This window comes from Pseudomonas sp. C8002, assembly GCF_013385765.1.
Lineage (GTDB): Bacteria > Pseudomonadota > Gammaproteobacteria > Pseudomonadales > Pseudomonadaceae > Aquipseudomonas.
The window spans coordinates 355-20,087 of sequence record NZ_JACAPJ010000027.1; the positions used below are offsets into that span (position 1 = coordinate 355).

The 19,733-nt window shown below is 62.0% G+C and carries 18 protein-coding genes, 4 tRNA genes and 1 pseudogene; 15 read left to right on the forward strand and 8 right to left on the reverse strand.

Annotated features, from left to right (window positions below; all coding sequences use genetic code 11):
• Nucleotides 1-233 precede the first annotated feature (233 nt).
• From HX814_RS25595 to HX814_RS25620, 6 genes are all read left to right on the forward strand, one after another.
• Entirely contained in the window at nt 234-1,901 is a 1,668-nt protein-coding gene (locus tag HX814_RS25595) for an AMP-binding protein (RefSeq protein WP_102369643.1), read from the forward strand.
• Nucleotides 1,902-1,932: 31 nt separating this feature from the next.
• On the forward strand, nt 1,933-2,376 hold the full coding sequence (locus HX814_RS25600; protein WP_087695369.1) for a hotdog fold thioesterase: 444 nt from the start codon (nt 1,933-1,935) through the stop codon (nt 2,374-2,376).
• 98 nt (nt 2,377-2,474) lie between these two features.
• The gene (locus HX814_RS25605; protein WP_177010081.1) at nt 2,475-3,284 is read left to right on the forward strand and encodes an alpha/beta fold hydrolase; all 810 of its coding nucleotides are present in this window, start codon (nt 2,475-2,477) and stop codon (nt 3,282-3,284) included.
• Nucleotides 3,281-4,135 carry an alpha/beta hydrolase gene (locus HX814_RS25610; RefSeq protein ID WP_087695368.1) on the forward strand — a complete coding sequence of 285 codons (855 nt, stop codon included), beginning with the start codon at nt 3,281-3,283 and terminating at the stop codon, nt 4,133-4,135. The genes HX814_RS25605 and HX814_RS25610 overlap by 4 nt, the downstream gene beginning before the upstream one ends.
• A gap of 102 nt (nt 4,136-4,237) precedes the next feature.
• On the forward strand, nt 4,238-5,056 hold the full coding sequence (locus HX814_RS25615) for a DUF4892 domain-containing protein (RefSeq protein WP_177010082.1): 819 nt from the start codon (nt 4,238-4,240) through the stop codon (nt 5,054-5,056).
• A gap of 73 nt (nt 5,057-5,129) precedes the next feature.
• Nucleotides 5,130-6,194 (forward strand): AI-2E family transporter, encoded by a 1,065-nt coding sequence (locus HX814_RS25620; RefSeq protein ID WP_003217173.1) that lies wholly within the window; start codon nt 5,130-5,132, stop codon nt 6,192-6,194.
• Nucleotides 6,195-6,222: 28 nt separating this feature from the next.
• Here HX814_RS25620 and HX814_RS25625 read toward each other — a convergent pair whose 3' ends face one another.
• Both HX814_RS25625 and HX814_RS25630 read right to left on the reverse strand, forming a co-directional pair.
• Nucleotides 6,223-7,260: a cell wall metabolism sensor histidine kinase WalK gene (locus HX814_RS25625; RefSeq protein WP_003217175.1), complete on the reverse strand. Its 1,038-nt coding sequence runs from the start codon at nt 7,258-7,260 to the stop codon at nt 6,223-6,225.
• On the reverse strand, nt 7,260-8,024 hold the full coding sequence (locus HX814_RS25630; protein WP_032898726.1) for a response regulator: 765 nt from the start codon (nt 8,022-8,024) through the stop codon (nt 7,260-7,262). The genes HX814_RS25625 and HX814_RS25630 overlap by 1 nt, the downstream gene beginning before the upstream one ends.
• Nucleotides 8,025-8,314: 290 nt before the next feature.
• On the opposite strand from HX814_RS25630, the gene pyrF reads away from it, so the two are divergent.
• Nucleotides 8,315-9,013: an orotidine-5'-phosphate decarboxylase gene (pyrF, locus tag HX814_RS25635; protein WP_003217180.1), complete on the forward strand. Its 699-nt coding sequence runs from the start codon at nt 8,315-8,317 to the stop codon at nt 9,011-9,013.
• 140 nt (nt 9,014-9,153) lie between these two features.
• Here the strand turns inward: pyrF and HX814_RS25640 are convergent, their stop codons facing one another.
• Nucleotides 9,154-10,161, reverse strand: a complete 1,008-nt coding sequence (locus tag HX814_RS25640; protein ID WP_008431260.1) for an NADP-dependent oxidoreductase — start codon at nt 10,159-10,161, stop codon at nt 9,154-9,156.
• 229 nt (nt 10,162-10,390) lie between these two features.
• On the opposite strand from HX814_RS25640, the gene HX814_RS25645 reads away from it, so the two are divergent.
• The 4 genes and pseudogenes from HX814_RS25645 (at nt 10,391) to HX814_RS31810 (ending at nt 14,863) form a co-directional block, all read left to right on the forward strand.
• A complete protein-coding gene (locus tag HX814_RS25645; protein ID WP_008431261.1) occupies nt 10,391-11,152 on the forward strand; it encodes an SDR family oxidoreductase in 762 nt (253 codons plus the stop codon).
• A 203-nt stretch (nt 11,153-11,355) separates the two neighbouring features.
• On the forward strand, nt 11,356-12,780 hold the full coding sequence (locus HX814_RS25650) for a PLP-dependent aminotransferase family protein (protein ID WP_003217187.1): 1,425 nt from the start codon (nt 11,356-11,358) through the stop codon (nt 12,778-12,780).
• A gap of 997 nt (nt 12,781-13,777) precedes the next feature.
• Nucleotides 13,778-14,002: pseudogene (locus HX814_RS31805) on the forward strand (HAMP domain-containing protein); the annotation flags it as partial.
• An 18-nt stretch (nt 14,003-14,020) separates the two neighbouring features.
• Nucleotides 14,021-14,863, forward strand: a complete 843-nt coding sequence (locus HX814_RS31810) for a methyl-accepting chemotaxis protein (RefSeq protein WP_371132479.1) — start codon at nt 14,021-14,023, stop codon at nt 14,861-14,863.
• A gap of 36 nt (nt 14,864-14,899) precedes the next feature.
• Here the strand turns inward: HX814_RS31810 and HX814_RS25660 are convergent, their stop codons facing one another.
• Together HX814_RS25660 and HX814_RS25665 are read right to left on the reverse strand one after the other, a co-directional pair.
• Nucleotides 14,900-15,712: an alpha/beta fold hydrolase gene (locus HX814_RS25660; protein ID WP_177010083.1), complete on the reverse strand. Its 813-nt coding sequence runs from the start codon at nt 15,710-15,712 to the stop codon at nt 14,900-14,902.
• Nucleotides 15,713-15,834: 122 nt separating this feature from the next.
• Entirely contained in the window at nt 15,835-16,593 is a 759-nt protein-coding gene (locus HX814_RS25665; RefSeq protein WP_003217193.1) for a hypothetical protein, read from the reverse strand.
• A 370-nt stretch (nt 16,594-16,963) separates the two neighbouring features.
• Here HX814_RS25665 and HX814_RS25670 point away from each other — a divergent pair.
• The 4 genes from HX814_RS25670 to HX814_RS25685 all read left to right on the forward strand — a co-directional run bounded on the left by HX814_RS25670 (nt 16,964) and on the right by HX814_RS25685 (nt 17,377).
• A tRNA-Glu gene (locus tag HX814_RS25670) sits at nt 16,964-17,039 on the forward strand.
• A 3-nt stretch (nt 17,040-17,042) separates the two neighbouring features.
• A tRNA-Gly gene (locus tag HX814_RS25675) sits at nt 17,043-17,118 on the forward strand.
• Between the two features lie 104 nt (nt 17,119-17,222).
• Nucleotides 17,223-17,298: transfer RNA gene (locus HX814_RS25680), tRNA-Glu, on the forward strand.
• A 3-nt stretch (nt 17,299-17,301) separates the two neighbouring features.
• Nucleotides 17,302-17,377 (forward strand) — tRNA-Gly (locus HX814_RS25685).
• 99 nt (nt 17,378-17,476) lie between these two features.
• On the opposite strand, the gene HX814_RS25690 is transcribed toward HX814_RS25685, so the two are convergent.
• The 3 genes from HX814_RS25690 to HX814_RS25700 all read right to left on the reverse strand — a co-directional run bounded on the left by HX814_RS25690 (nt 17,477) and on the right by HX814_RS25700 (nt 19,679).
• On the reverse strand, nt 17,477-18,022 hold the full coding sequence (locus HX814_RS25690) for a hypothetical protein (RefSeq protein WP_177010084.1): 546 nt from the start codon (nt 18,020-18,022) through the stop codon (nt 17,477-17,479).
• Nucleotides 18,019-18,345, reverse strand: a complete 327-nt coding sequence (locus HX814_RS25695) for a hypothetical protein (protein ID WP_177010085.1) — start codon at nt 18,343-18,345, stop codon at nt 18,019-18,021. Before HX814_RS25695 ends, HX814_RS25690 begins: the two co-directional genes overlap by 4 nt.
• Before the next feature lie 116 nt (nt 18,346-18,461).
• Entirely contained in the window at nt 18,462-19,679 is a 1,218-nt protein-coding gene (locus HX814_RS25700; RefSeq protein ID WP_177010086.1) for a phospholipase D-like domain-containing protein, read from the reverse strand.
• Nucleotides 19,680-19,733 lie beyond the last annotated feature (54 nt).

The window sequence follows — 19,733 nt, forward strand, 5'->3', positions numbered from 1 at the left end:
GGAGTGAGGGCACACCGAGCCCAAGCGAGGTGCCGAGTGGTGGGGCAAGAGCGTTTTGCTTACTTTTGCGCTTTTCAAAAGTGAGCCGCTGTAAGAGCGGAACCCATTTCAGCCATCACCCAAATAACGGATATACCCCCAAACAGCAGAACTTGCACCCCCCGCGCTCCCATGAAATAGTCAGCCAAGCAAGTGCTTGGTTGGCTACCATCGGAACACAAAGGAGCGCGTCCATGTCTGTCGCTATTCGTTTGCCGCTGCAAGTCTTCTTCGACCGCGAAGCCCGCCACCCACGGCAACGATTCCTGGTTCAGCCCATCAAAGGCGGTGAGGTCCAAACCCTCACCTGGGCCGAAGCCGGTCACCAGGCCCGCTGCGCCGCCCACTGGCTGCGAGCCCGCGACCTGCCCCAGGGCTCCCACATCGCCCTGATCTCGAAAAACTGCGCCCACTGGATCATCGCCGACCTCGCCATCTGGATGGCCGGCCACGTCTCGGTCCCGCTCTACCCCAACCTCACCGCCGACTCCGTCGCCCACGTACTCGAGCATTCCGAAGCCGCACTGGCATTTATCGGCAAACTGGACGACTGGCCCGCCATGTCCGCCGGAGTAAAGGCCGACCTGCCCACCATCAGCCTGCCGCTGTGCCCCGATGGCGAATTCGATTTCACCTGGGCCGACCTGCAAGCCTGCTCACCCATTCAGGACAACCCCGCGCCCGCAGCATCCGATCTAGCCACCATCATCTACACCTCCGGCACCACCGGCCTGCCCAAGGGCGTGATGCACAGCTTCGGCGCGCTGGCCTTCGCGGCCATCCGCGGCACTGAACTGTTCGGCCTGGGGGAGGGCGACCGCCTGCTGTCCTACCTGCCGCTGTGCCACGTCGCCGAACGCATGTTCGTGGAGATGGCCTCGATCTACACCGGACAGACAGTATTTTTCGCCGAGAGCCTCGACACTTTTCTGACAGACCTCAAACGGGCGAGGCCAACAGCGCTGTTCGGCGTACCGCGGATCTGGACCAAATTCCAGATGGGCGTCTATAGCAAAATCCCCGCAAGCCGCCTCGATACCTTGCTGCGCCTGCCCTTCATCGGCAAGCGGGTCGGCCACAAAGTACTCGCCGGGTTGGGCCTGGACGCTGTGCGCGTGGCGATCTCCGGCGCAGCCCCCGTGCCCGAAGCACTGTTGGTCTGGTATCGCCGGCTGGGCCTGGATGTGCTGGAGGTCTATGGCATGACCGAAAGCTGCGGCTATTCCCACGTGTGCCGCCCCGGCCAGCAGAAACTCGGCTGGATCGGCCCGCCATGCCCGGACGTCGAAGTGCGCATTGGTGACGACGGCGAAGTCCAGGTACGCAGCGGCGCGACCATGCTCGGTTATTACAAGGACCCGGCAAAAACTGCCGAGACCCTCACCGCCGACGGCTTCCTGCGCACCGGCGACAAGGGCGAGCAGGGCACCGATGGCCGCCTGCGGCTGACCGGGCGGCTCAAGGAAATCTTCAAGACCAGCAAAGGCAAATACGTGGCCCCGGCGCCGATTGAAAACCGCCTGGCCGAACATGCACGCATCGAGCAGGTGTGCGTGGTGGGCGATGGCTTGAGTGCGCCCATGGGCCTGTGCGTGTTATCTGCCGTGGGTCTGCAAGATGCCGCAGGCGCTGGGCGCCAGGCTTTGCAGGGCAGCCTTGAACGCTTGCTGGAAGAGGTCAACCAAGTGCTCGATAAACATGAGCGCTTGCGCCAACTGGTGGTGGTGAAAGACAGTTGGGCGGTGGAAAACGGTTTTCTCACGCCGACCTTGAAGATCAAGCGCAACGTGATTGAATCAGCCTACGGGTCGCAGTTCCTGGCCTGGAGCGAGCGCTCCGAAGCCGTGCTGTGGCAGGATTGAGCACTGACATAAAACCAATAAGGACCGATCAATGAGCCTGTGGCGCACCCAACCGAATATCGAGCAACTGAATGCGATTCAGAAAAACACCATCGGTGAAGTACTGGATATCCGCTTTGAACGTTTTGACGACGAGTCCCTGACGGCCAGCATGGTGATCGACCACCGCACCCATCAACCCTACGGCCTGCTGCACGGCGGCGCGTCGGTGGTACTCGCGGAAACCGTGGGCTCCATGGCCAGTTACCTGTGCATCGACGCCAGCAAGTTCTATTGCGTTGGCCTGGAAATCAACGCCAACCACCTGCGCGGCCTGCGCAGCGGGCGGGTGACTGCGGTGGCCAAGCCTATTCACATCGGACGCACCACCCACGTATGGGACATTCGCCTGACCAGTGATGAAGGCAAGGCCAGCTGCGTATCGCGCCTGACCATGGCCGTGGTGCCGCTGGGGGAGAACCCGCCGGCCCGATAGGCGTGGCGTGAGTGTCATCATTCCTGGCAGTTACAGTCATTGCCGTGACTGCCCGGTCTGGGGAGAATCAACACTCTGTTTACGGTGATGGATCAGGTATGTCGCAGCACGTGTTTTTCGCTCACGCCAATGGCTTTCCTTCGGCGACCTACGGCAAATTGTTTGCCGCCCTGGCCCCGGAGTACGCCGTCGCGCATTTGCCGCAGCACGGTCACGACCCCCGGTTTCCAGTGGATGACAATTGGCAGAACCTGGTGGACGAACTGATCCACCACCTTGAGCAACAACCGGAGCCGGTGTGGGGCGTGGGCCATTCGTTGGGTGGCGTGCTGCACTTGCACGCGGCCATGCGTTGCCCGCAGCTGTATCGCGGGGTGGTGATGCTCGATTCCCCGGTGCTGACCCTGGCCGATCGCTGGGTGATCCGCGCGGCCAAGCGTTTCGGCTTTATCGACCGGCTGACCCCGGCGGGGCGCACCCTGGGCCGTCGTGAAGAGTTCGCCGACCTGGCGGCTGCGCGCCAGTACTTCGCCGGCAAGACCTTGTTTCGCGGCTTTGATCCCGACTGTTTTGATGCCTACCTGCAACACGGCCTGGAACCGGTGGGTGATCGCCTGCGCCTGCGCTTTGATCCGGCCACCGAAATCAGCATCTACCGCGGCGTGCCCCACACCAGCCCCGGCCAGGCCCGGCAACTGAAAGTGCCGCTGGCGGTGGTGCGTGGTCGCCAGAGCCGGGTGGTGATGCGTCACCATGCCAGCGGCGTGGGGCGCATGCCCATGGGCGAAATGCTGACCATGCCCGGCGGCCACATGTTTCCCCTTGAACGCCCACAGGACACCGCCACTTTGATCAAGAACCTGTTTGCCCGTTGGGAAGCTCGCCAGCGCGAGCGCAGTTGCGCATGACTGCGCCCGTCGAAGAAGTCCGCCTGGCGCTGCCGCACATCGAGTTGGCGGCGCATCTGTTCGGCCCTGAAGATGGCCTGCCGGTGATTGCCCTGCATGGCTGGCTGGACAACGCCAACAGCTTTGCCCGCCTGGCACCGAAACTCGATGGCCTGCGCATCGTTGCGCTGGACATGGCGGGCCATGGTCACTCGGCCCATCGACCCGTTGGCGCCGGTTATTCCCTGTGGGATTACGTCCACGACGTGCTGCAAGTCGCCGAACAACTCGGGTGGAAACGTTTTGCATTACTTGGCCACTCCCTCGGCGCCATCGTTTCCCTGGTGTTGGCCGGCGCCTTGCCGGAGCGGGTGACGCACCTGGGATTGATTGATGGCGTGATCCCGCCGACCGGCACCGCAGACAACGCCGCCGAACGCCTCGGCATGGCGTTGCAGGCGCAAATGAACCTGCAGGACAAGCGCAAGCCGGTGTACAGCACCCTTGATCGCGCGGTGGAAGCGCGGATGAAAGGCGTGGTGGCAGTCAGTCGTGAAGCCGCCGAACTGCTGGCCCAGCGTGGCTTGATGCCCGTGCCGGGTGGTTACACCTGGCGCAGCGACAGCCGCCTGACCCTGGCCTCCCCCATGCGCCTGACAGAAGAACAGGCGATGGCCTTCGTGCGCCGAGTCGGCTGTCCGACACAGTTGGTGGTCGCCGAAGACGGCATGTTGGCGAAACATTCCGAATTGCTTTCCGGGCTTCCGTTCCAGGTGACTACCTTGCCCGGTGGCCATCATTTGCACCTGAATGACGAGCCAGGCGCTACCCTTGTTGCAGACTGTTTCAATCGGTTCTTCTCCACGCCTTGACTTGGCGGGGTCAACTGCCGAGGCTGGGCGGATCGAAAGGGAGTCAACCATGAACGATCTCAACACCGCAGCGCACCCCAATGGCCAGGGCGCGCCGATCCGATGAGTATGCAGAAGGGATTTTTCCGTGTTCTGGGGCTGTGCTGTTTCAGCCCGCTGGTGTTTGCCGCCGACGTACCGGGTAGCCAGGACTTGCCCGCCGTGGCCCGTCAGGTCGACGCGCAGATCGTCGACTACCGTCCCGCCGAAGAGAAAGAACGTATCTACCCGCTGGGCTCGATCCGCAAGATCAGCGGCCAGCTGCGCTATGAAGGCCAGGCCACCGCCCGCGGCCAAGCCACTGCCATCACCTACGAACTGCCTGCCGAGCACACCTCCAGCGCCGCCTTTACCGCCACCCGCGAAGCCTTGCAGGCCCAGGGCGCGCAACTGCTGTTCTGGTGCCAGGCCCGTGATTGCGGTGAAAGCAGCCTGTGGGCCAATGAAGTGTTCGGCAATGCCAAGCTGGTGGGCGCCGACGGCCAGCAGGAATACCTGCTGCTGCGCCTGGCGGCCCCGCAGGACAACTCCCTGGTCGCGTTGTACGGCATCACCCGGGGCAATCGACGGGCGTACCTGCACGTGGAACAGATGGACGCCAGCGCACCGTTGGGCGATTTGCTGCCGACCTCCGCTACGCTGCTGCGGGAACTGAAAAGCACTGGCGAGCTGGATTTTCCCAAGCTGGGCTCCGAGCCTGACGCCACCTGGCTCACCCTTATTTCCCGCGGATTGAACCTGGATGCCACGTTGCGGGTCAGTTTGACCGGGCCCACCGCCGAGGCATGGCGCCAGGGCTTGATCGATCAGGGCGTACGTGCGGCGCGCCTGGAAACCGGCACCACCGAAGCCAAGGGTTTGCACCTGCATCTGATACGCTGACCGTTCCAGGGCGAACGGACCCGCGCCGTTCGCCTAAGCTCTTCCTCTTACAGACTTCTTTTCGAGAAACCACATGCTCAATAACGATCGCCTGCTGGTGCAGATCCTGCTGCTGGTGTTGTTTGGTGCCAGCTTCTGGGTGATGGCGCCGTTCTGGTCGGCGCTGTTCTGGGGCGCGGTACTGGCGTTTGCCAGTTGGCCGGTGATGCGCTTGCTCACCCGCTGGCTGGGCGGTCGCGAATCGCTGGCCGCCGGGATCCTGACCCTGGTCTGGATGCTATTGGTGGCGTTGCCGCTGGTTTGGCTGGGGTTCAACCTGGCCGACCATGTGCGCGATGCCGTGGGCCTGATCAAGGATATCCAGGTGGATGGCTTGCCTGCGGCGCCCACCTGGCTCGGCTCCATTCCCTTTGTCGGCGAACGATTGGTGGCGATGTGGGACAGCATCGACCAGCAGGGCGCGGCACTGATGGTCACGTTGAAACCGTACCTGGGCCAGGTCGGCAACTGGTTGCTGGCCCGCAGTGCGCAGATCGGCGGCGGCATCCTGGAACTGACCCTGAGCCTGGTGTTCGTGTTCTTTTTCTACCGTGACGGGCCGCGCCTGGCGATGTTTGTGCATCGCTTGCTGGAGCGGTTGATCGGCGACCGGGCGGGTTATTACATCGAACTGGTCGCGGGTACGGTGCAGCGGGTGGTCAACGGTGTGATCGGCACCGCTGCCGCCCAGGCCTTGCTGGCGCTGATCGGCTTCTGGATTGCCGGTGTTCCGGGGGCTTTGGTGCTGGGGATCGTGACGTTCCTGCTCAGCCTGATTCCGATGGGCCCGCCGCTGATCTGGATTCCGGCCACCGCCTGGCTCGCCTGGAAGGGCGACTACACCTATGCGGTGTTCCTCGGTGTATGGGGCACGTTCATCATCAGCGGCGTCGACAACGTGCTCAAGCCCTACCTGATCAGCCGTGGCGGCAACCTGCCGCTGGTGATCGTGTTGCTGGGGGTGTTTGGCGGGTTGATTGCGTTCGGCTTTATCGGCCTGTTTATCGGCCCGACATTGCTGGCGGTGGCGTATAGCTTGTTGACCGACTGGAGTGCCACCCAGGCTCAGGTGCGGCGGGAAGATAAAACCGGGCAGTAATGGTTCCTGCAGGGCGCAGGAACCATTCCTACGCCCTTGGCAGCCACATTACGGCGGTAAGGCCGCCGCCCGGAGTTTCCTCCAGGCTCAGCCGTCCACCGAGGCGTTCCACGGCTTCCTTGGAAATCGTCATGCCCAACCCCACGCCACCGGAATTGCGGTTGCGCGAGCCTTCCAGCCGATAAAACGGTTCAAACACCGCCTCGCGTTTATCCGCCGCAATGCCCGGGCCGTGGTCGATCACCTTAACCACCAGCGCCTGCGGAGTGTCCGCGAGTTCGATGCGCGCGGTGCCGGCGTACCGCAGGGCGTTGTCGATCAGGTTGTTCAGGCACGAACGCAGGGCCATCGGTTGCACTTGCAGCGGCGCGCACTCACCACTGCATTGCACATCGGAGCCACGGTCCTGGGCGTTTTCACTCAGGGACTCCACCAGCGCCTGCACATCCAGCCAATGCCGGGTTTCGCTGGTGCGCTGCTCGTGCAGGTAGCTCAGGGTGGCGTCGAGCATGCCGATCATGTCGTCCAGGTCCTGGCGCATCTGGCCCTGCAGCTTGGTGTCTTCGATCTGTTCCAGGCGCAGCTTGAGCCGTGACAGCGGCGTGCGCAGGTCGTGGGACACGGCGCCCAGCATGCGGGCACGCTGGGTGACCTGTTCGCGGATGCGCTTTTGCATCAGGTTGAAGGTCGATGCCGCTTGCCGCGCCTCTCGTGGGCCGGACTCGTTCAGCGGTGGGCTGTCGAGGTCCAGGCTCAGGCGCTCGGCTGCTGCGCTCAGGCGCTGGATCGGCCGGCTGAGCAGCTTGGCGCCATACCAGGCGGCGATGATCAGCGAGATAAACTGGAAGGTCAGTGGCACCACAGGCCCGCCGAACCAGGGACGGCGATGCTCCTTGGGCATTGGCGTCAGGCTGCCGTCCGGTTGCTCGATGAAGGTCTCGTGGGGCGGAGGGGGCGGCGGGCCATAATGGTGAAACCAGAAGAATGCCAGCGCGTGGGCCAGCACAATCGCTACCAGCAACACACCGAACAGCCGCCCGAACAGGGTGTTGAAGGCGTTGCGCATCAGCCGATATCTCGGGCGTCGAACAGGTAGCCTTCACCGCGTACGGTCTTGATCAACTGCGGGGCCTTGGGGTCGTCCCCCAGCTTCTGGCGCAGGCGCGAGACCAGCAGGTCAATGCTGCGATCAAAGGCCTCGATGGAGCGACCCCGGGCCGCGTCCAGCAATTGTTCGCGGCTCAGCACCCGGCGCGGGCGCTCGATAAACACCCACAGCAAACGGAATTCGGCGTTGGACAGCGGCACCACCAGCCCGTCGTCGGCCACCAGCTGGCGCAGCACGCTGTTGAGGCGCCAGTTGTCGAAGCGGATATTCGCCCGCTGCTCGGTGCGGTCATCCCGCACCCGGCGCAGGATGGTCTGGATGCGCGCCACCAGTTCACGGGGCTCGAAGGGCTTGGACATGTAGTCGTCGGCCCCCAGTTCCAGGCCGATAATGCGGTCGGTAGGTTCGCAGCGGGCGGTGAGCATCAGGATCGGGATGTCCGATTCCGCCCGCAGCCAGCGGCACAGCGACAGGCCGTCTTCGCCCGGCAGCATCAGGTCGAGCACCACCACGTCGAAGGTCTCCGCTTGCATGGCCTGGCGCATGGCCGCGCCATCGGTCACGCCGCTGGCGAGGATATTGAAGCGCGCCAGGTAATCGATCAGCAGTTCGCGGATCGGCACGTCGTCGTCGACAATCAGTGCGCGGGTATTCCAGCGTTTGTCTTCACCGACAAGCGAGGCTTTTTGATCGTCATTCAGCACAGGAGTCAGGGTTTGCATGGTGCGATCATCTACCTGGTTGGCCGCCGGGCCGAAGCTCGGCGGCGAGGTTGTTGCGTTCAGCATAGGCGCCCAGCCCCGGGGCTGGAAGTTCTGTACGATGGTTCACGTGTGCGAGGCTAATCTTCGGGGGTATTGCAGGCATGTCGGGAATGTATCTGTTTCGACACAATTGCCCTGGAGCCCGCAATATGGCGGCTAAATCGCGAATTACCGATCATCGGATCCCGCAAACCCGTTGCTTGCGCTACAATCCGCGCCGATTTCGACTTGCCTGAGAGCCCATTCCAATGTCCGCCTGCCAGACTCCTATCATCGTCGCCCTGGATTACCCCACTCGTGACGCCGCACTGAAGCTGGCTGACCAGTTGGACCCCAAGCTTTGCCGGGTCAAGGTTGGCAAGGAACTGTTCACCAGTTGTGCCGCCGAAATTGTCGGCACCTTGCGTGACAAAGGGTTCGAGGTGTTCCTCGACCTGAAATTCCACGACATCCCCAACACCACCGCGATGGCGGTCAAGGCCGCCGCCGAAATGGGCGTGTGGATGGTCAATGTGCACTGCTCCGGCGGCTTGCGCATGATGGCTGCGTGCCGTGAAGTGCTCGATCAGCGCAGCGGCCCCAAGCCACTGCTGATTGGCGTGACCGTGCTGACCAGCATGGAGCGTGAAGACCTGGCCGGCATCGGCCTGGACATCGAGCCACAGGAACAAGTGCTGCGCCTCGCGGCCCTGGCGCAAAAGGCTGGCCTGGACGGCCTGGTGTGCTCGGCGCTGGAAGCGCAGGCGCTGAAGACCGCCCACCCGGCGTTGCAACTGGTGACCCCGGGGATTCGCCCGGCGGGCAGCGCCCAGGACGACCAGCGTCGCATCCTGACCCCACGCCAGGCCCTGGATGCCGGTTCCGATTACCTGGTGATCGGTCGCCCGATCAGCCAGGCGGCCGACCCGGCCAAGGCGCTGGCAGCGGTAGTTGCCGAGATTGCCTGACCTACCCGACCTGAAGCGGGCACGGTAAAAAAATGTGGGAGCGGGCTTGCTCGCGAAGGCGGTGTGACAGTCAATGCATAAGGTGACTGCTCTACCGCCTTCGCGAGCAAGCCCGCTCCCACATTTGGTTCTGCGGTGTGTCAGCTGACCTTCAACACCAACTTCCCAAAGTTCTCACCGTTGAACAGTTTCATCAGCGTCTCCGGGAACGTCTCCAGCCCCTCGACTATATCTTCCTTGCTCTTGAGCTTGCCCTGAGCCATCCAGCCGGCCATTTCCTGCCCGGCAGCGGCAAAATTCGCCGCGTGGTCCATCACCACAAACCCTTCCATGCGCGCACGATTGACCAGCAGTGACAGGTAGTTGGCCGGCCCTTTGACAGCTTCCTTGTTGTTGTACTGGCTGATGGCGCCGCAGATCACTACGCGGGCTTTCAATGCCAGGCGGCTGAGCACGGCATCGAGAATGTCCCCGCCGACGTTATCGAAATACACGTCCACACCTTTCGGGCACTCGCGCTTGAGGCCGGCATGCACGTCTTCGTTCTTGTAGTCGATGGCGGCATCAAAACCCAGCTCATCCACCAGGAACCTGCATTTGTCGGCGCCGCCAGCGATGCCTACCACGCGGCAGCCTTTGATCTTGGCAATCTGCCCGGCAATGCTGCCCACCGCGCCTGCCGCGCCGGAGATCACCACGGTCTCGCCGGCCTTGGGCGCGCCGGTGTCCAGCAGGGCGAAGTAAGCGGTCATGCCGGTCATCCCCAGCGCCGACAGATAACGCGGCAACGGCGCGAGTTTCGGATCGACCTTGTAGAAACCCCGCGGCTCACCGAGGAAGTAATCCTGCACACCCAAGGCACCGTTGACGTAGTCGCCCACGGCAAATTTCGGGTTGTTCGACGCGATCACCTTGCCTACGCCCAGGGCGCGCATGACTTCGCCGATACCCACCGGTGGAATGTAGGATTTGCCCTCGTTCATCCAGCCACGCATGGCCGGGTCCAGGGACAGGTATTCGTTGTGCACCAGCACCTGGCCGTCCTGGGGTTTACCCACCGGCACTTCCTGGTAAGTGAAGGTGTCCCGTGTGGCCGCGCCGACCGGGCGTTTGGCGAGCAGGAATTGGCGGTTGGTCTGGGCAGTCATGGCAGCGACTCTTGAGAAGTAGACCTTGAGTGATAGACCCTTCGGGCTGCACCGGCAAGGTGCGCGGCACCTGCGAATGCACACCGATCCACTGCAATGATAGTGATGCCGGTGCCGTTATCACTGCGGCTCATGGTTCGCCAACCGGGCTTTTGATAGTGCTGACGCGCCGATGGTGGCTCTGGCTAGACTGGGGTCATCGAGCATCCCCATCGAAGGAACATCCACCATGAGCATGACATTTTCCGGCCAGGTCGCCCTGGTGACCGGTGCGGCCGCCGGCATTGGCCGCGCCACTGCGCTGGCGTTCGCCGCTGAAGGCTTGAAAGTCGTAGTCGCCGACCTGGACGCGGCTGGCGGCGAGGGCACTGTGGCGCTGATTCATCAGGCCGGTGGCGAAGCGGTGTTTGTGCGCTGCAATGTCACCCTCGAAGCGGACGTGCAGCAGTTGATGCAGCAGACCGTGGCCACCTATGGCCGGTTGGACTATGCCTTCAACAACGCCGGGATCGAGATCGAGAAGGGCAAGCTGGCGGACGGCAGCCTGGATGAGTTCGACGCAATCATGGGCGTCAACGTCAAGGGCGTGTGGCTGTGCATGAAGTATCAACTGCCGTTGCTGCTGGCTCAGGGCGGCGGCGCCATCGTCAACACGGCTTCTGTGGCAGGACTTGGGGCGGCGCCGAAGATGAGTATCTATGCCGCGTCCAAGCACGCGGTGATCGGCCTGACCAAGTCGGCGGCGATCGAGTACGCGAAAAAGAAAATCCGCGTCAACGCGGTATGCCCGGCCGTGATCGACACCGATATGTTCCGCCGTGCCTATGAAGCTGACCCGCGCAAAGCCGAATTTGCCGCCGCCATGCACCCGGTCGGGCGTATCGGCAAGGTCGAGGAGATCGCCAGCGCAGTGCTTTATCTGTGCAGCGACGGTGCTGCCTTCACCACGGGCCAGGCATTGGCGGTGGACGGTGGCGCGACCGCGATTTAGGAAGTGAGGCGGATGCCATTCAGAAAAGCGTTGGAGGCGCTGTGGGGTTTTTCCGCAGGTGGCCAGATGCCTCACCTGAATGTGTTTCACTAGGTAAATAATTCAATTAAATCAATGATTTAATAAATCTTGATCGCGGCTGTCATTGGGCTTCTGTGCTTAACTGGTTTGGGTTAAATGACAACAGTTTAAGTGAGTGGCTCATGGATTTAGGGATCGATCGACAAGCCCTTGTACCGGTAGTGCAGCAAATCGTCAGTGCGCTGGCCGCCTGGATTCGCGAGAGCGGCGCCAGCCCCGGGACGCGGTTGCCCTCGGTGCGGCAACTGGCCCACGAGAACCTGCTCAGTCAGTCCAGCGTCATCGAGGCGTTCGAGCGGATGGTTGCCCAAGGGGTGCTGGCCTCAAGGCAAGGCGCCGGTTTCTGTGTGGCCCAGCCACCCGCCGAGCGTGGTCTTCGCGGTGAAAACCAATGGTATGAGGGCGCCGAGTCGGGGTGGGGCGCCTTCATCGACAATCAACTGGGCGAACTGAAACTGGGATGCGGCTGGCTGCCGGACACCTGGCGCGAGAGCGACGACATCAGTTACGCGATTCGTGAAGTCACCCGCACCGACACTGCTGCGGTCTTCAACTACAGCACGCCGCTGGGCCTGCCGGCCCTGCGTGAACAGCTGCTCAAGCGCCTGGCGCACATTCAGGTGGCAACCCGGGTCGAGCATATTCTCACCACCCACGGCGCGAGCCACGCCCAGGACCTGCTGATCCGCACGCTGCTCAAGGCCGGCGACACCGTGGTGGTGGAAAGCCCGGGGTACGGCAACCTTTACCGCCAACTGGCCTTTCACGGTGTCAAGCTGCTGGAAGTGCCGCGCACCCGTGGCGGCCCGGACATGCCTGCCCTGGAAGCGCTGTTGCGCGGGCACCGGCCCAAGTGCCTGTTCATCAACAGCCTGTATCACAACCCCACCGGCACCAGCCTGTCCCTGGCGGTGGCCGAGCGCTTGCTGCAACTGGCCCATTCCCAGGACTTCTTCATCATCGAGGAGGACGTCTATGGCGACCTGCAACATGCCACGTGCACCCGGTTGTCGGCGTTGCCCCACGAGGACCGGGTGATCTATGTCTCGAGTTTTTCCAAGACCCTCAGCAGCGCCTTGCGGGTGGGGTACCTCACGGCCAGCGGGGCGATCATCGCGCAATTGGCCAGGGTCAAGACCTTGACCGGCATCGGCACCTCGCGGTTTGCCGAGGCGGTGGTGGCTACGTTGCTGGCCAATGGTACCTACCGCAAGTGGGTGCAACGCCTGCGCCGGCGGCTGAGCACGGAAATGGCCATGACCCTGCAGGTGCTGGAAGACGAAGAGTGGGAGGTGTTTGCGGTGCCGGCGGGGGGCATGTTCCTCTGGGCGCGCCCTGGTGTCGGCGACCGTTCCACCGTGCAGGCGCGGGCTCGCCGGCTGGGGGTGTTGCTGTCGCCGGGGACGCTTTTCAGCCCGACGGGCGAATCCAGCGACTGGCTGCGCATCAATGTGGCCTACGCTTCTGATCAGCGTGCACTGGCGTTGTTCAAGGCCATGGGGCCGGCAGGATCGACCTCTACCATTCTGAAAACGACGAGGATGTAGCTTTTTGCCATTATTGTGGCGCCAAACCCTTGTATTCAGTGCCCCGGGGTTGCGAATCTCGCTGTATCGAAACCTGGCTTGATGGCATTCGCCATTGCAAGAGGACTCAAGTGCAATGATTTCTGCCGTGCAACGACGTTTTGCCAACCTCGGTATGGCCAAGAAACTGGGCTTGGGCTTTGCCCTGGTACTGCTGTTGACGGCATTGGTGGCCGCGATTGGCGTGTGGTCGCTGCAAACCGTTGGCCAGCGCTTCGAGGGCCTTAAAGCCATGTCGGCGCTCAACAGCGGCTTGCTCAAGGTGCGCTTGATCGAGCAGGACTACGCGCTGCATGCCGACCCCAAGTCGGTGGACGCCTTGCACGAAAGTGTCGACGCGTTGGCGGCCCAGGCGGTAATTCTCAAGGCCCAGTCGCCTGCCAATGTCCCGGTGATGAGCGACGTCGAGCAGGCGCTGGCGGCGTATCGCAAGGCGTTCGATGAGTTTGTCGAGCTGACCCAGACCAAGGACCTGGCGCTGGAAATGGCCAGTTGGTCGGTCTCCAGTGTCGCCAACAACCTTGATGTGTTGCAGGCCGGGCTGGCGGACGACGGCGCCTATGGCCTTAAGGAAAGCCAGGGCAAGGAAGGTGCCGAATTCATCGAGCAGGCGGGGCAGGTCAGCCAGGTCTCGCGCCTGATGCTGCAGGCCATGAACGAAGCGCACGTGCGCCTGGACCAGAGCCGCAAGGGCGATGACGAGAACGCCGAGCAGGGCAAGATCGAGCAGGCCGATCAGGCCCTGGCCCAGGTCGAACAGCTGAAAACCACCGTCAAGGATCCTGGCTACCAAACCGTGCTTAACGAAGTGTCCGGGCATATCGCGGCCTTCAGCGAAAAACTCGGCGAATACACCGGGCTGCTGGCCCAGGAAAAAGTCGTCTACAAGCAGTTGCACGAGCGCGCAGCCGAAGTGGTCACCCGGGTCAATCAGGCCTACGACGCAGAAGACCTGTCGATGCAGTCGCAGTTGAAGAAAAGCGCGTTGCTGATCATCGGTTCTTCGGCGTTGGCGTTATTGGTCGGGCTGATTGCCGCGTGGATCATTACCCGTTTGATCGTTGCACCGTTGCGCAGCGTGATTGCAGTGGCCCAGCAGATTGCCGCCGGTGATCTCAGTGGCCGCATGGAAGTCAGTCGCCGGGACGAGATGGGCCAGTTGATGCTCGCGATGCAACAGATGAGCAGCGGCCTGAGCAGCATGGTCAGCGGGTTGCAGGCGGGTATCGAGCAACTGGCCAGCTCGGCCCATTCGCTGTCCAGCGTCACCGAGCAGACCAATATCGAGGTCAGCAGCCAGAAGGAAGAAACCGAGCAGGTGGCCACGGCCATGAACCAGATGACCGCCACCGTGCACGATGTGGCGCGCAACGCCGAAGAAGCGGCCCAGGCGGCGCAGACGGCGGATGACAAGGTCGACAGCGGTCAGCAGGTGGTGCGCCAGAGCTTGCAGCGTATCGAGTTGCTGGCCAGCTCCGCGACCTCCGCCAGTACCAGCATCGAAAGCCTGAGCGCGGAGATCCAGACTATCGGCACCGTCCTTGAGGTGATCAAGAGCGTGGCCGAGCAAACCAACCTGCTGGCGCTGAATGCGGCCATCGAGGCGGCGCGGGCGGGCGAGCAGGGCCGCGGTTTTGCCGTGGTGGCCGACGAGGTGCGGGCGCTGGCCAAGCGCACCCAGCAATCGACCGAGGAAATCGAACGGTTGGTGAGTACCTTGCGCAGCGCTGCGCAGGCTTCGGTGCAGCAGATCAGGCAGAGCGGCGAACTGGTCAAGCTGGCGGTCAGTGATGCCCTGGAAACCGAAAGCGCCCTGGGCAGCATCGCGGCGGCGGTGTCGTTGATCCAGCAGATGAACCAGCAGATTGCCGCAGCGGCCGAAGAGCAAAGCTCGGTGGCCGAGGAAATCAACCGCAGCGTCACCAGCATCCGTGCGAGTGCCGATCAATCGGCGTTGAGCATGCAGGGCAATGCAGCGTCGAGCATCGAGCTGGCGCAGTTGGGTACGGAGCTTAAGGGGATGGTCGGGCACTTCCGCCTTTGATCACCGCAGGCCTGCGGTGATCAAAGGGCAGGGCGGTCAGGCGTTGTTGGCCAGGAAGGTCAGCAGCGCTTCGTTGACGAAATCGGGGTTTTCCCGGCTGGAGATATGCCCGGCGTGCGGAATCAACGTCAGCGCGCAGCCGATCAAGGCCGCCATTTCCTCTGATTCGGCCGGTGGGCGTGGCTTGTCCTGCTCGCCACACATCACCAGGGTGGTGTCGGTGTCGAGGCGCGCCAGTTGTGCCAACACATCCGCGCGGCTGAAGATAATCCGGCCCAGGGGCACGATGCTGTGCACCAGGCGTTCCTTGGGGAAGGCCTGCAGTGCGTTGCGGAAATCCTGGTACAAGGCCGACTCCCGGTCGATACCGGGACGGAAGAAGATCGGTGCCACCACATCCAGCAGCGGTTCCGGAATGGCGCCGGCGTCTTCGATCATCTTGAACAGCGAAAAGTAGTATTGGCGAGTGGCTTCCGGCTCGGCGCCCAGGTGCGTGTCCATCAGCACCAGGCTGTTGACCCGCTCGGGAGCCAGCAGCGCCAGGCGTGCGCCCCACATGCCGCCGACCGACAAGCCCACGAGGTTGACCCGGGCAATGTCCAGGTGATCCAGCAGCGCCAGGTGCTGGCGTGCGAGGTCGTCCAGGGATGCAGTGTTTGCAGGCAGTGCGCCGGACTCGCCGTGGCCCCAAAGCTCGGGGACGATCACCCGGTACTGTTGCGACAGGGCTTCGATCTGCGGCGCCCACATCTGGCTGTCCCACAGGTAGCTGGAACCGAGGAGAACGGCCGGGCCGGTGCCCTGGTCGAGGTAGTGCAGCGGTTGTCCATCGATGAGCACGACAGGCATGGCGAAGCCCTTTTCGTTAACGGAGTGAGGGGGCCTTTTTTACGCTATTCGAGGGGAAGGGGATAGGTGCAGAGTGATGGCATGTGGCGAGCGGGTTTGCCGCCCACCACAATGGCAGGGGATCAGTCGTAGATGGCTTTCTTCTTCCAGTCGGCGTCCGCATCCACCACTTTCAAGCCTTCGGTCAATTCGTTGACCTCGTCTTCAGCCGGTTCAAGGTTGGACAGCACCATGGAGTTGGCGCGCGCCAGCTGTTTCTCGAGCAATTGCAGCTGCTGGCTGTACACCACCGGCTCAGGCTGCTTGCGCAGGTACTGCACGCCGCGTTCGAACGCCAGGCGAGCCTGGCCCGGCTGGCCTTGTTGCAGCGCGTGCTGGCCCAGGTTGTTGAAGAACTCGATGTGCAGCAGCACCAGGATATGGCGGATTTCCTTGATCCAGTGCTTGGCTTCATTGGTCGGCAGGAAACCGTCCTGGGCCGCTCGGGTCACCTGGCCATGCAGTGCTTCGAGCAGGAAACGTACATCCTTGGCCTTGGCTTCGGTCTGGATCGGGCCGGGCGGGTTGTTCACCGGAATCGATTCGCCCTGGGCCACCAGTGCGTTCAGTTCAGTGATGCGTGCCTTGAGCGACGCATTGGACTTGTCGAGGTTCAGCAGGCGCTGATTGACGTTGAGCTCCAGGCGGGTCAGCAGCAACTTGAGTCGCGGCGTCATCAACTGGCCAGGGAAGGTCTCGGTGATTTCGCCGCAGCGGCGCAGCCGGTCATTGAGTTCGATCCGGGTCCGGTTCTTTTCCAGCTTATTGTTTTCCACCACGTGGTTCATGTAGCCAATGGCGATCAGTATTACGATCCCGGCTATTACCAGCAGGGTGATCATGAGTGGTGTCACCGGTGTGACCTCTTTATGGGGTTTGCATTGAAGTGTAGTGACTGGTGCAGTGACCGGATAGGACTGAGCGACCAGTTGCGTCAGTAGTTTCTTCTATATAGCGGGGCAGTCCCTGCGTAGATGCACATTGCCATCATTTGCTGTGGCGAACTATAGCGCCTTGTGGAACGCCAGAATATAGGCGCCAAAGCCTGGACGGCGAGAAACCCTTGCAACCCCCGTAAACCACGGCGAAGTCATTGATTTAAATAAATTTATCCTTGGGGGTTGACGACCTCCCAATCCATCCATAGAATGCGCGCCACTTACAGCGTAAAGCACACAGCGAAACGCGGTAGGGAGTGAATGTTGTACGTGTGTCCCCTTCGTCTAGTGGCCTAGGACACCGCCCTTTCACGGCGGTAACAGGGGTTCGAGTCCCCTAGGGGACGCCATATGCGGGAATAGCTCAGTTGGTAGAGCACGACCTTGCCAAGGTCGGGGTCGCGAGTTCGAGTCTCGTTTCCCGCTCCAAATTTAAGCAGTGTTGCCCTCGGGCGGCACTGAGTGAAACCAGGGCGTAATCTTCGGATTTAATCTCTGGGCACTGAAATACACACCATGTGTTTCAGTAGCGTGTCCCCTTCGTCTAGTGGCCTAGGACACCGCCCTTTCACGGCGGTAACAGGGGTTCGAGTCCCCTAGGGGACGCCATTTGCGGGAATAGCTCAGTTGGTAGAGCACGACCTTGCCAAGGTCGGGGTCGCGAGTTCGAGTCTCGTTTCCCGCTCCATATTTAACGAAAACGCCGATCAGCAATGATCGGCGTTTTTGTTTGTGGGTTTTTTGTGAGCCGGAGTGCAATGCCTCGGCCCACGTTGCGTTTGTACCGCTAGAAATTATCCATCGCATGGCACATCGATAGCCTTCCCGATGGCGTCGGTTCAATCGGACTCCATCGTTCGGCACCTTTCGGCAGCTCAGCAAGCTCGAATGAGCAACTCCCGGACATTGATGCTCGCACCATGTAGTCCATGCCGGGCTTGGGGATAAAGGTCATGGTGTTGAAACATTGCCGGCCATATTGCGGCAACCCAAGGTAATGAAAGGCAATGGGCGTGTTCGCCGGAATCACCTGTTCGGACGACACCGCACCGTCCCAGGTGTAAATCGGCCCCGGCATCCCCAGGCTTGCGCCATTGCGGTCGGCGAAGCCGGATTTGGCGGACACCATCACGCCTGCTCCGGGAACATTCCAGTCCAGACAATCGCGCCCGGGCACTGCGCGCACCATGCCGTCGCTGATAATGCGCAAGCGCGCCGTCTCGGCAGACGGTGGCGCTGTATAGGCGGTGTTGAGGGAGCGGACGTTATATACCTGGCCACAGCCGCTGAGGAGCACCAGGAACAGGGCGGGAATGACACGTAAAGTGCTCATGGCTGGCGGCAGTTCTGGCTGACCGACAGATGCGGCGCGGGCTCATGGCTGACCATCTGCAAGCCATCGGCGCCCTGGAAGATAAAATATGTGCTGCGACAATCCCTGAATGTCTGCGAGTAACCCTCAGCCCGGAATCCCTGCCCGTCGATCTTCCTGGTCACCGTATTGTCACGGCTGACCACGGCGAGTACCTGCTCATAGCTGTCGCCCATCTTCACCCCCGGCACCCCGGTGGAGGTCATGGAATTGGCACAACCTGCCAGCCCGATGGCCGCCCAAACCAGCGCCGTACAGTACAGTCCATTGCGTGTGGTGTTCATCCCTGCTCTCCATCCATGAGGTGTGCAGGGTTGGTCAGCGCAACGGCGGAAAAGTGCAACATTCATATCTGGCAATGTGACATTGCCCGCAAATCATGGGATTTGCAGGCAACGGCTCACGGCTTGCCCGGATGCGGCTCCGGGTACTCGCTTGTCACGTCCAATGCCTTGGCATACGGCCCGTCCCACAGTTGCTCGTGTAAATCTCCCACGCGCTTGGCCATCGCCTCACTGCGCATCACCACTTCCAGGTTGCGCGAGTTATCGAAATAACCCCCCAGCCAGTTACTGGTGCCCACCCACGCCACTTGCCCGTCGATTTCCATGGTCTTGCTGTGGATCACCCGCGCATAAGGAATGAATCCTTGCCTGGCCTCGGGCAGCGTGACGATCTTGACCTCGACATTCGGCAGCACCGCCAGGCTTTTCAGGTACGGCAATTCCAGCGCTTCGGTGTTCCAGTTGGATACCATCAACTTGATCGAGACCCCGCGCGCTGCCGCTGCACGCACTGCATTGTCGATCATCGCGTAGTAAGGCCGGGTTCTGTCAGGTCCATAGGACAGCGGCGCGTAGTCCAGCAGTTGTACGCGCACTTCCTTTTTCGCCTCGCCCAGCAGACGTGGCAGTTCCAGCTGCGAATCACCCACACCCGGCGGGTTGTAGCGCTGGGGGCTGGCTACCAGGTAGTTGCCGGTGCGTGCCGGTGTGGCGCCTGTGGCGGGCAGGGCAACAGGCTGGTTGTCGGCCAACGCAGCCTGGGCCTGCCAGTCCTGTTCAAAAATGGCCTGGGTCTGGGCGACGACATTTGCATCACTGATCAACAGCCCGGTTTCGTGGATATGCTCCAGCGAACGCCAGTCGAAGTTCTGGCTGCCGATAAACGCCTGCTTGCCATCCACAACCATATACTTGGCGTGGATGATCCCGCCACTCAGCTTGCCATAGGGCAGGATGCGGAAGGTCAGGCTGGGAATGGCTTTCAGGCGCTCCAGGGTCGAGGCTTCCGACAGCCGCACGCCTTTTTCTTCCAGCAGGAAGCGAATTTTCACCCCGCGTTTGCCGGCGGCTTCCAGGTGTTCAATCACCTTGTCCATCACCGAGCCAGGATGGTCGGCCGCGTAGAACTGGCCGATGTCGATGCGGCTTTTCGCGCCGTCGAACAGCTGGATCCACACGGGGCCGGGCTGGCGCAGATCGGCGGTGCCAAGTTGGGTGTCCACTGGCACGGTGTGTACCAACTCAAATCCCGGAATTGAAAAGTCCGCCTGGGCAAGCGGACTGAGGAGCAGGCCTGCAAGGCCGGCGATACGTAATTTCAGCGATATGGACATAGGCGTCTCATCGGGCAAAAAAAGGGCGGGCGCATGATGCGCCCGCCCCGGGAA

What these genes read in the sequence shown, in the direction of transcription:
- HX814_RS25595 (WP_102369643.1), top strand. Translation starts at nt 234, where the DNA reads ATGTCTGTCGCTATTCGTTTGCCGCTGCAAGTCTTCTTCGACCGCGAA.
- HX814_RS25600 (WP_087695369.1), top strand. Translation starts at nt 1,933, where the DNA reads ATGAGCCTGTGGCGCACCCAACCGAATATCGAGCAACTGAATGCGATT.
- HX814_RS25605 (WP_177010081.1), top strand. Translation starts at nt 2,475, where the DNA reads ATGTCGCAGCACGTGTTTTTCGCTCACGCCAATGGCTTTCCTTCGGCG.
- HX814_RS25610 (WP_087695368.1), top strand. Translation starts at nt 3,281, where the DNA reads ATGACTGCGCCCGTCGAAGAAGTCCGCCTGGCGCTGCCGCACATCGAG.
- HX814_RS25615 (WP_177010082.1), top strand. Translation starts at nt 4,238, where the DNA reads ATGAGTATGCAGAAGGGATTTTTCCGTGTTCTGGGGCTGTGCTGTTTC.
- HX814_RS25620 (WP_003217173.1), top strand. Translation starts at nt 5,130, where the DNA reads ATGCTCAATAACGATCGCCTGCTGGTGCAGATCCTGCTGCTGGTGTTG.
- HX814_RS25625 (WP_003217175.1), bottom strand. Translation starts at nt 7,260, where the DNA reads ATGCGCAACGCCTTCAACACCCTGTTCGGGCGGCTGTTCGGTGTGTTG.
- HX814_RS25630 (WP_032898726.1), bottom strand. Translation starts at nt 8,024, where the DNA reads ATGCAAACCCTGACTCCTGTGCTGAATGACGATCAAAAAGCCTCGCTT.
- pyrF (WP_003217180.1), top strand. Translation starts at nt 8,315, where the DNA reads ATGTCCGCCTGCCAGACTCCTATCATCGTCGCCCTGGATTACCCCACT.
- HX814_RS25640 (WP_008431260.1), bottom strand. Translation starts at nt 10,161, where the DNA reads ATGACTGCCCAGACCAACCGCCAATTCCTGCTCGCCAAACGCCCGGTC.
- HX814_RS25645 (WP_008431261.1), top strand. Translation starts at nt 10,391, where the DNA reads ATGAGCATGACATTTTCCGGCCAGGTCGCCCTGGTGACCGGTGCGGCC.
- HX814_RS25650 (WP_003217187.1), top strand. Translation starts at nt 11,356, where the DNA reads ATGGATTTAGGGATCGATCGACAAGCCCTTGTACCGGTAGTGCAGCAA.
- HX814_RS31810 (WP_371132479.1), top strand. Translation starts at nt 14,021, where the DNA reads ATGGTCAGCGGGTTGCAGGCGGGTATCGAGCAACTGGCCAGCTCGGCC.
- HX814_RS25660 (WP_177010083.1), bottom strand. Translation starts at nt 15,712, where the DNA reads ATGCCTGTCGTGCTCATCGATGGACAACCGCTGCACTACCTCGACCAG.
- HX814_RS25665 (WP_003217193.1), bottom strand. Translation starts at nt 16,593, where the DNA reads ATGATCACCCTGCTGGTAATAGCCGGGATCGTAATACTGATCGCCATT.
- HX814_RS25690 (WP_177010084.1), bottom strand. Translation starts at nt 18,022, where the DNA reads ATGAGCACTTTACGTGTCATTCCCGCCCTGTTCCTGGTGCTCCTCAGC.
- HX814_RS25695 (WP_177010085.1), bottom strand. Translation starts at nt 18,345, where the DNA reads ATGAACACCACACGCAATGGACTGTACTGTACGGCGCTGGTTTGGGCG.
- HX814_RS25700 (WP_177010086.1), bottom strand. Translation starts at nt 19,679, where the DNA reads ATGTCCATATCGCTGAAATTACGTATCGCCGGCCTTGCAGGCCTGCTC.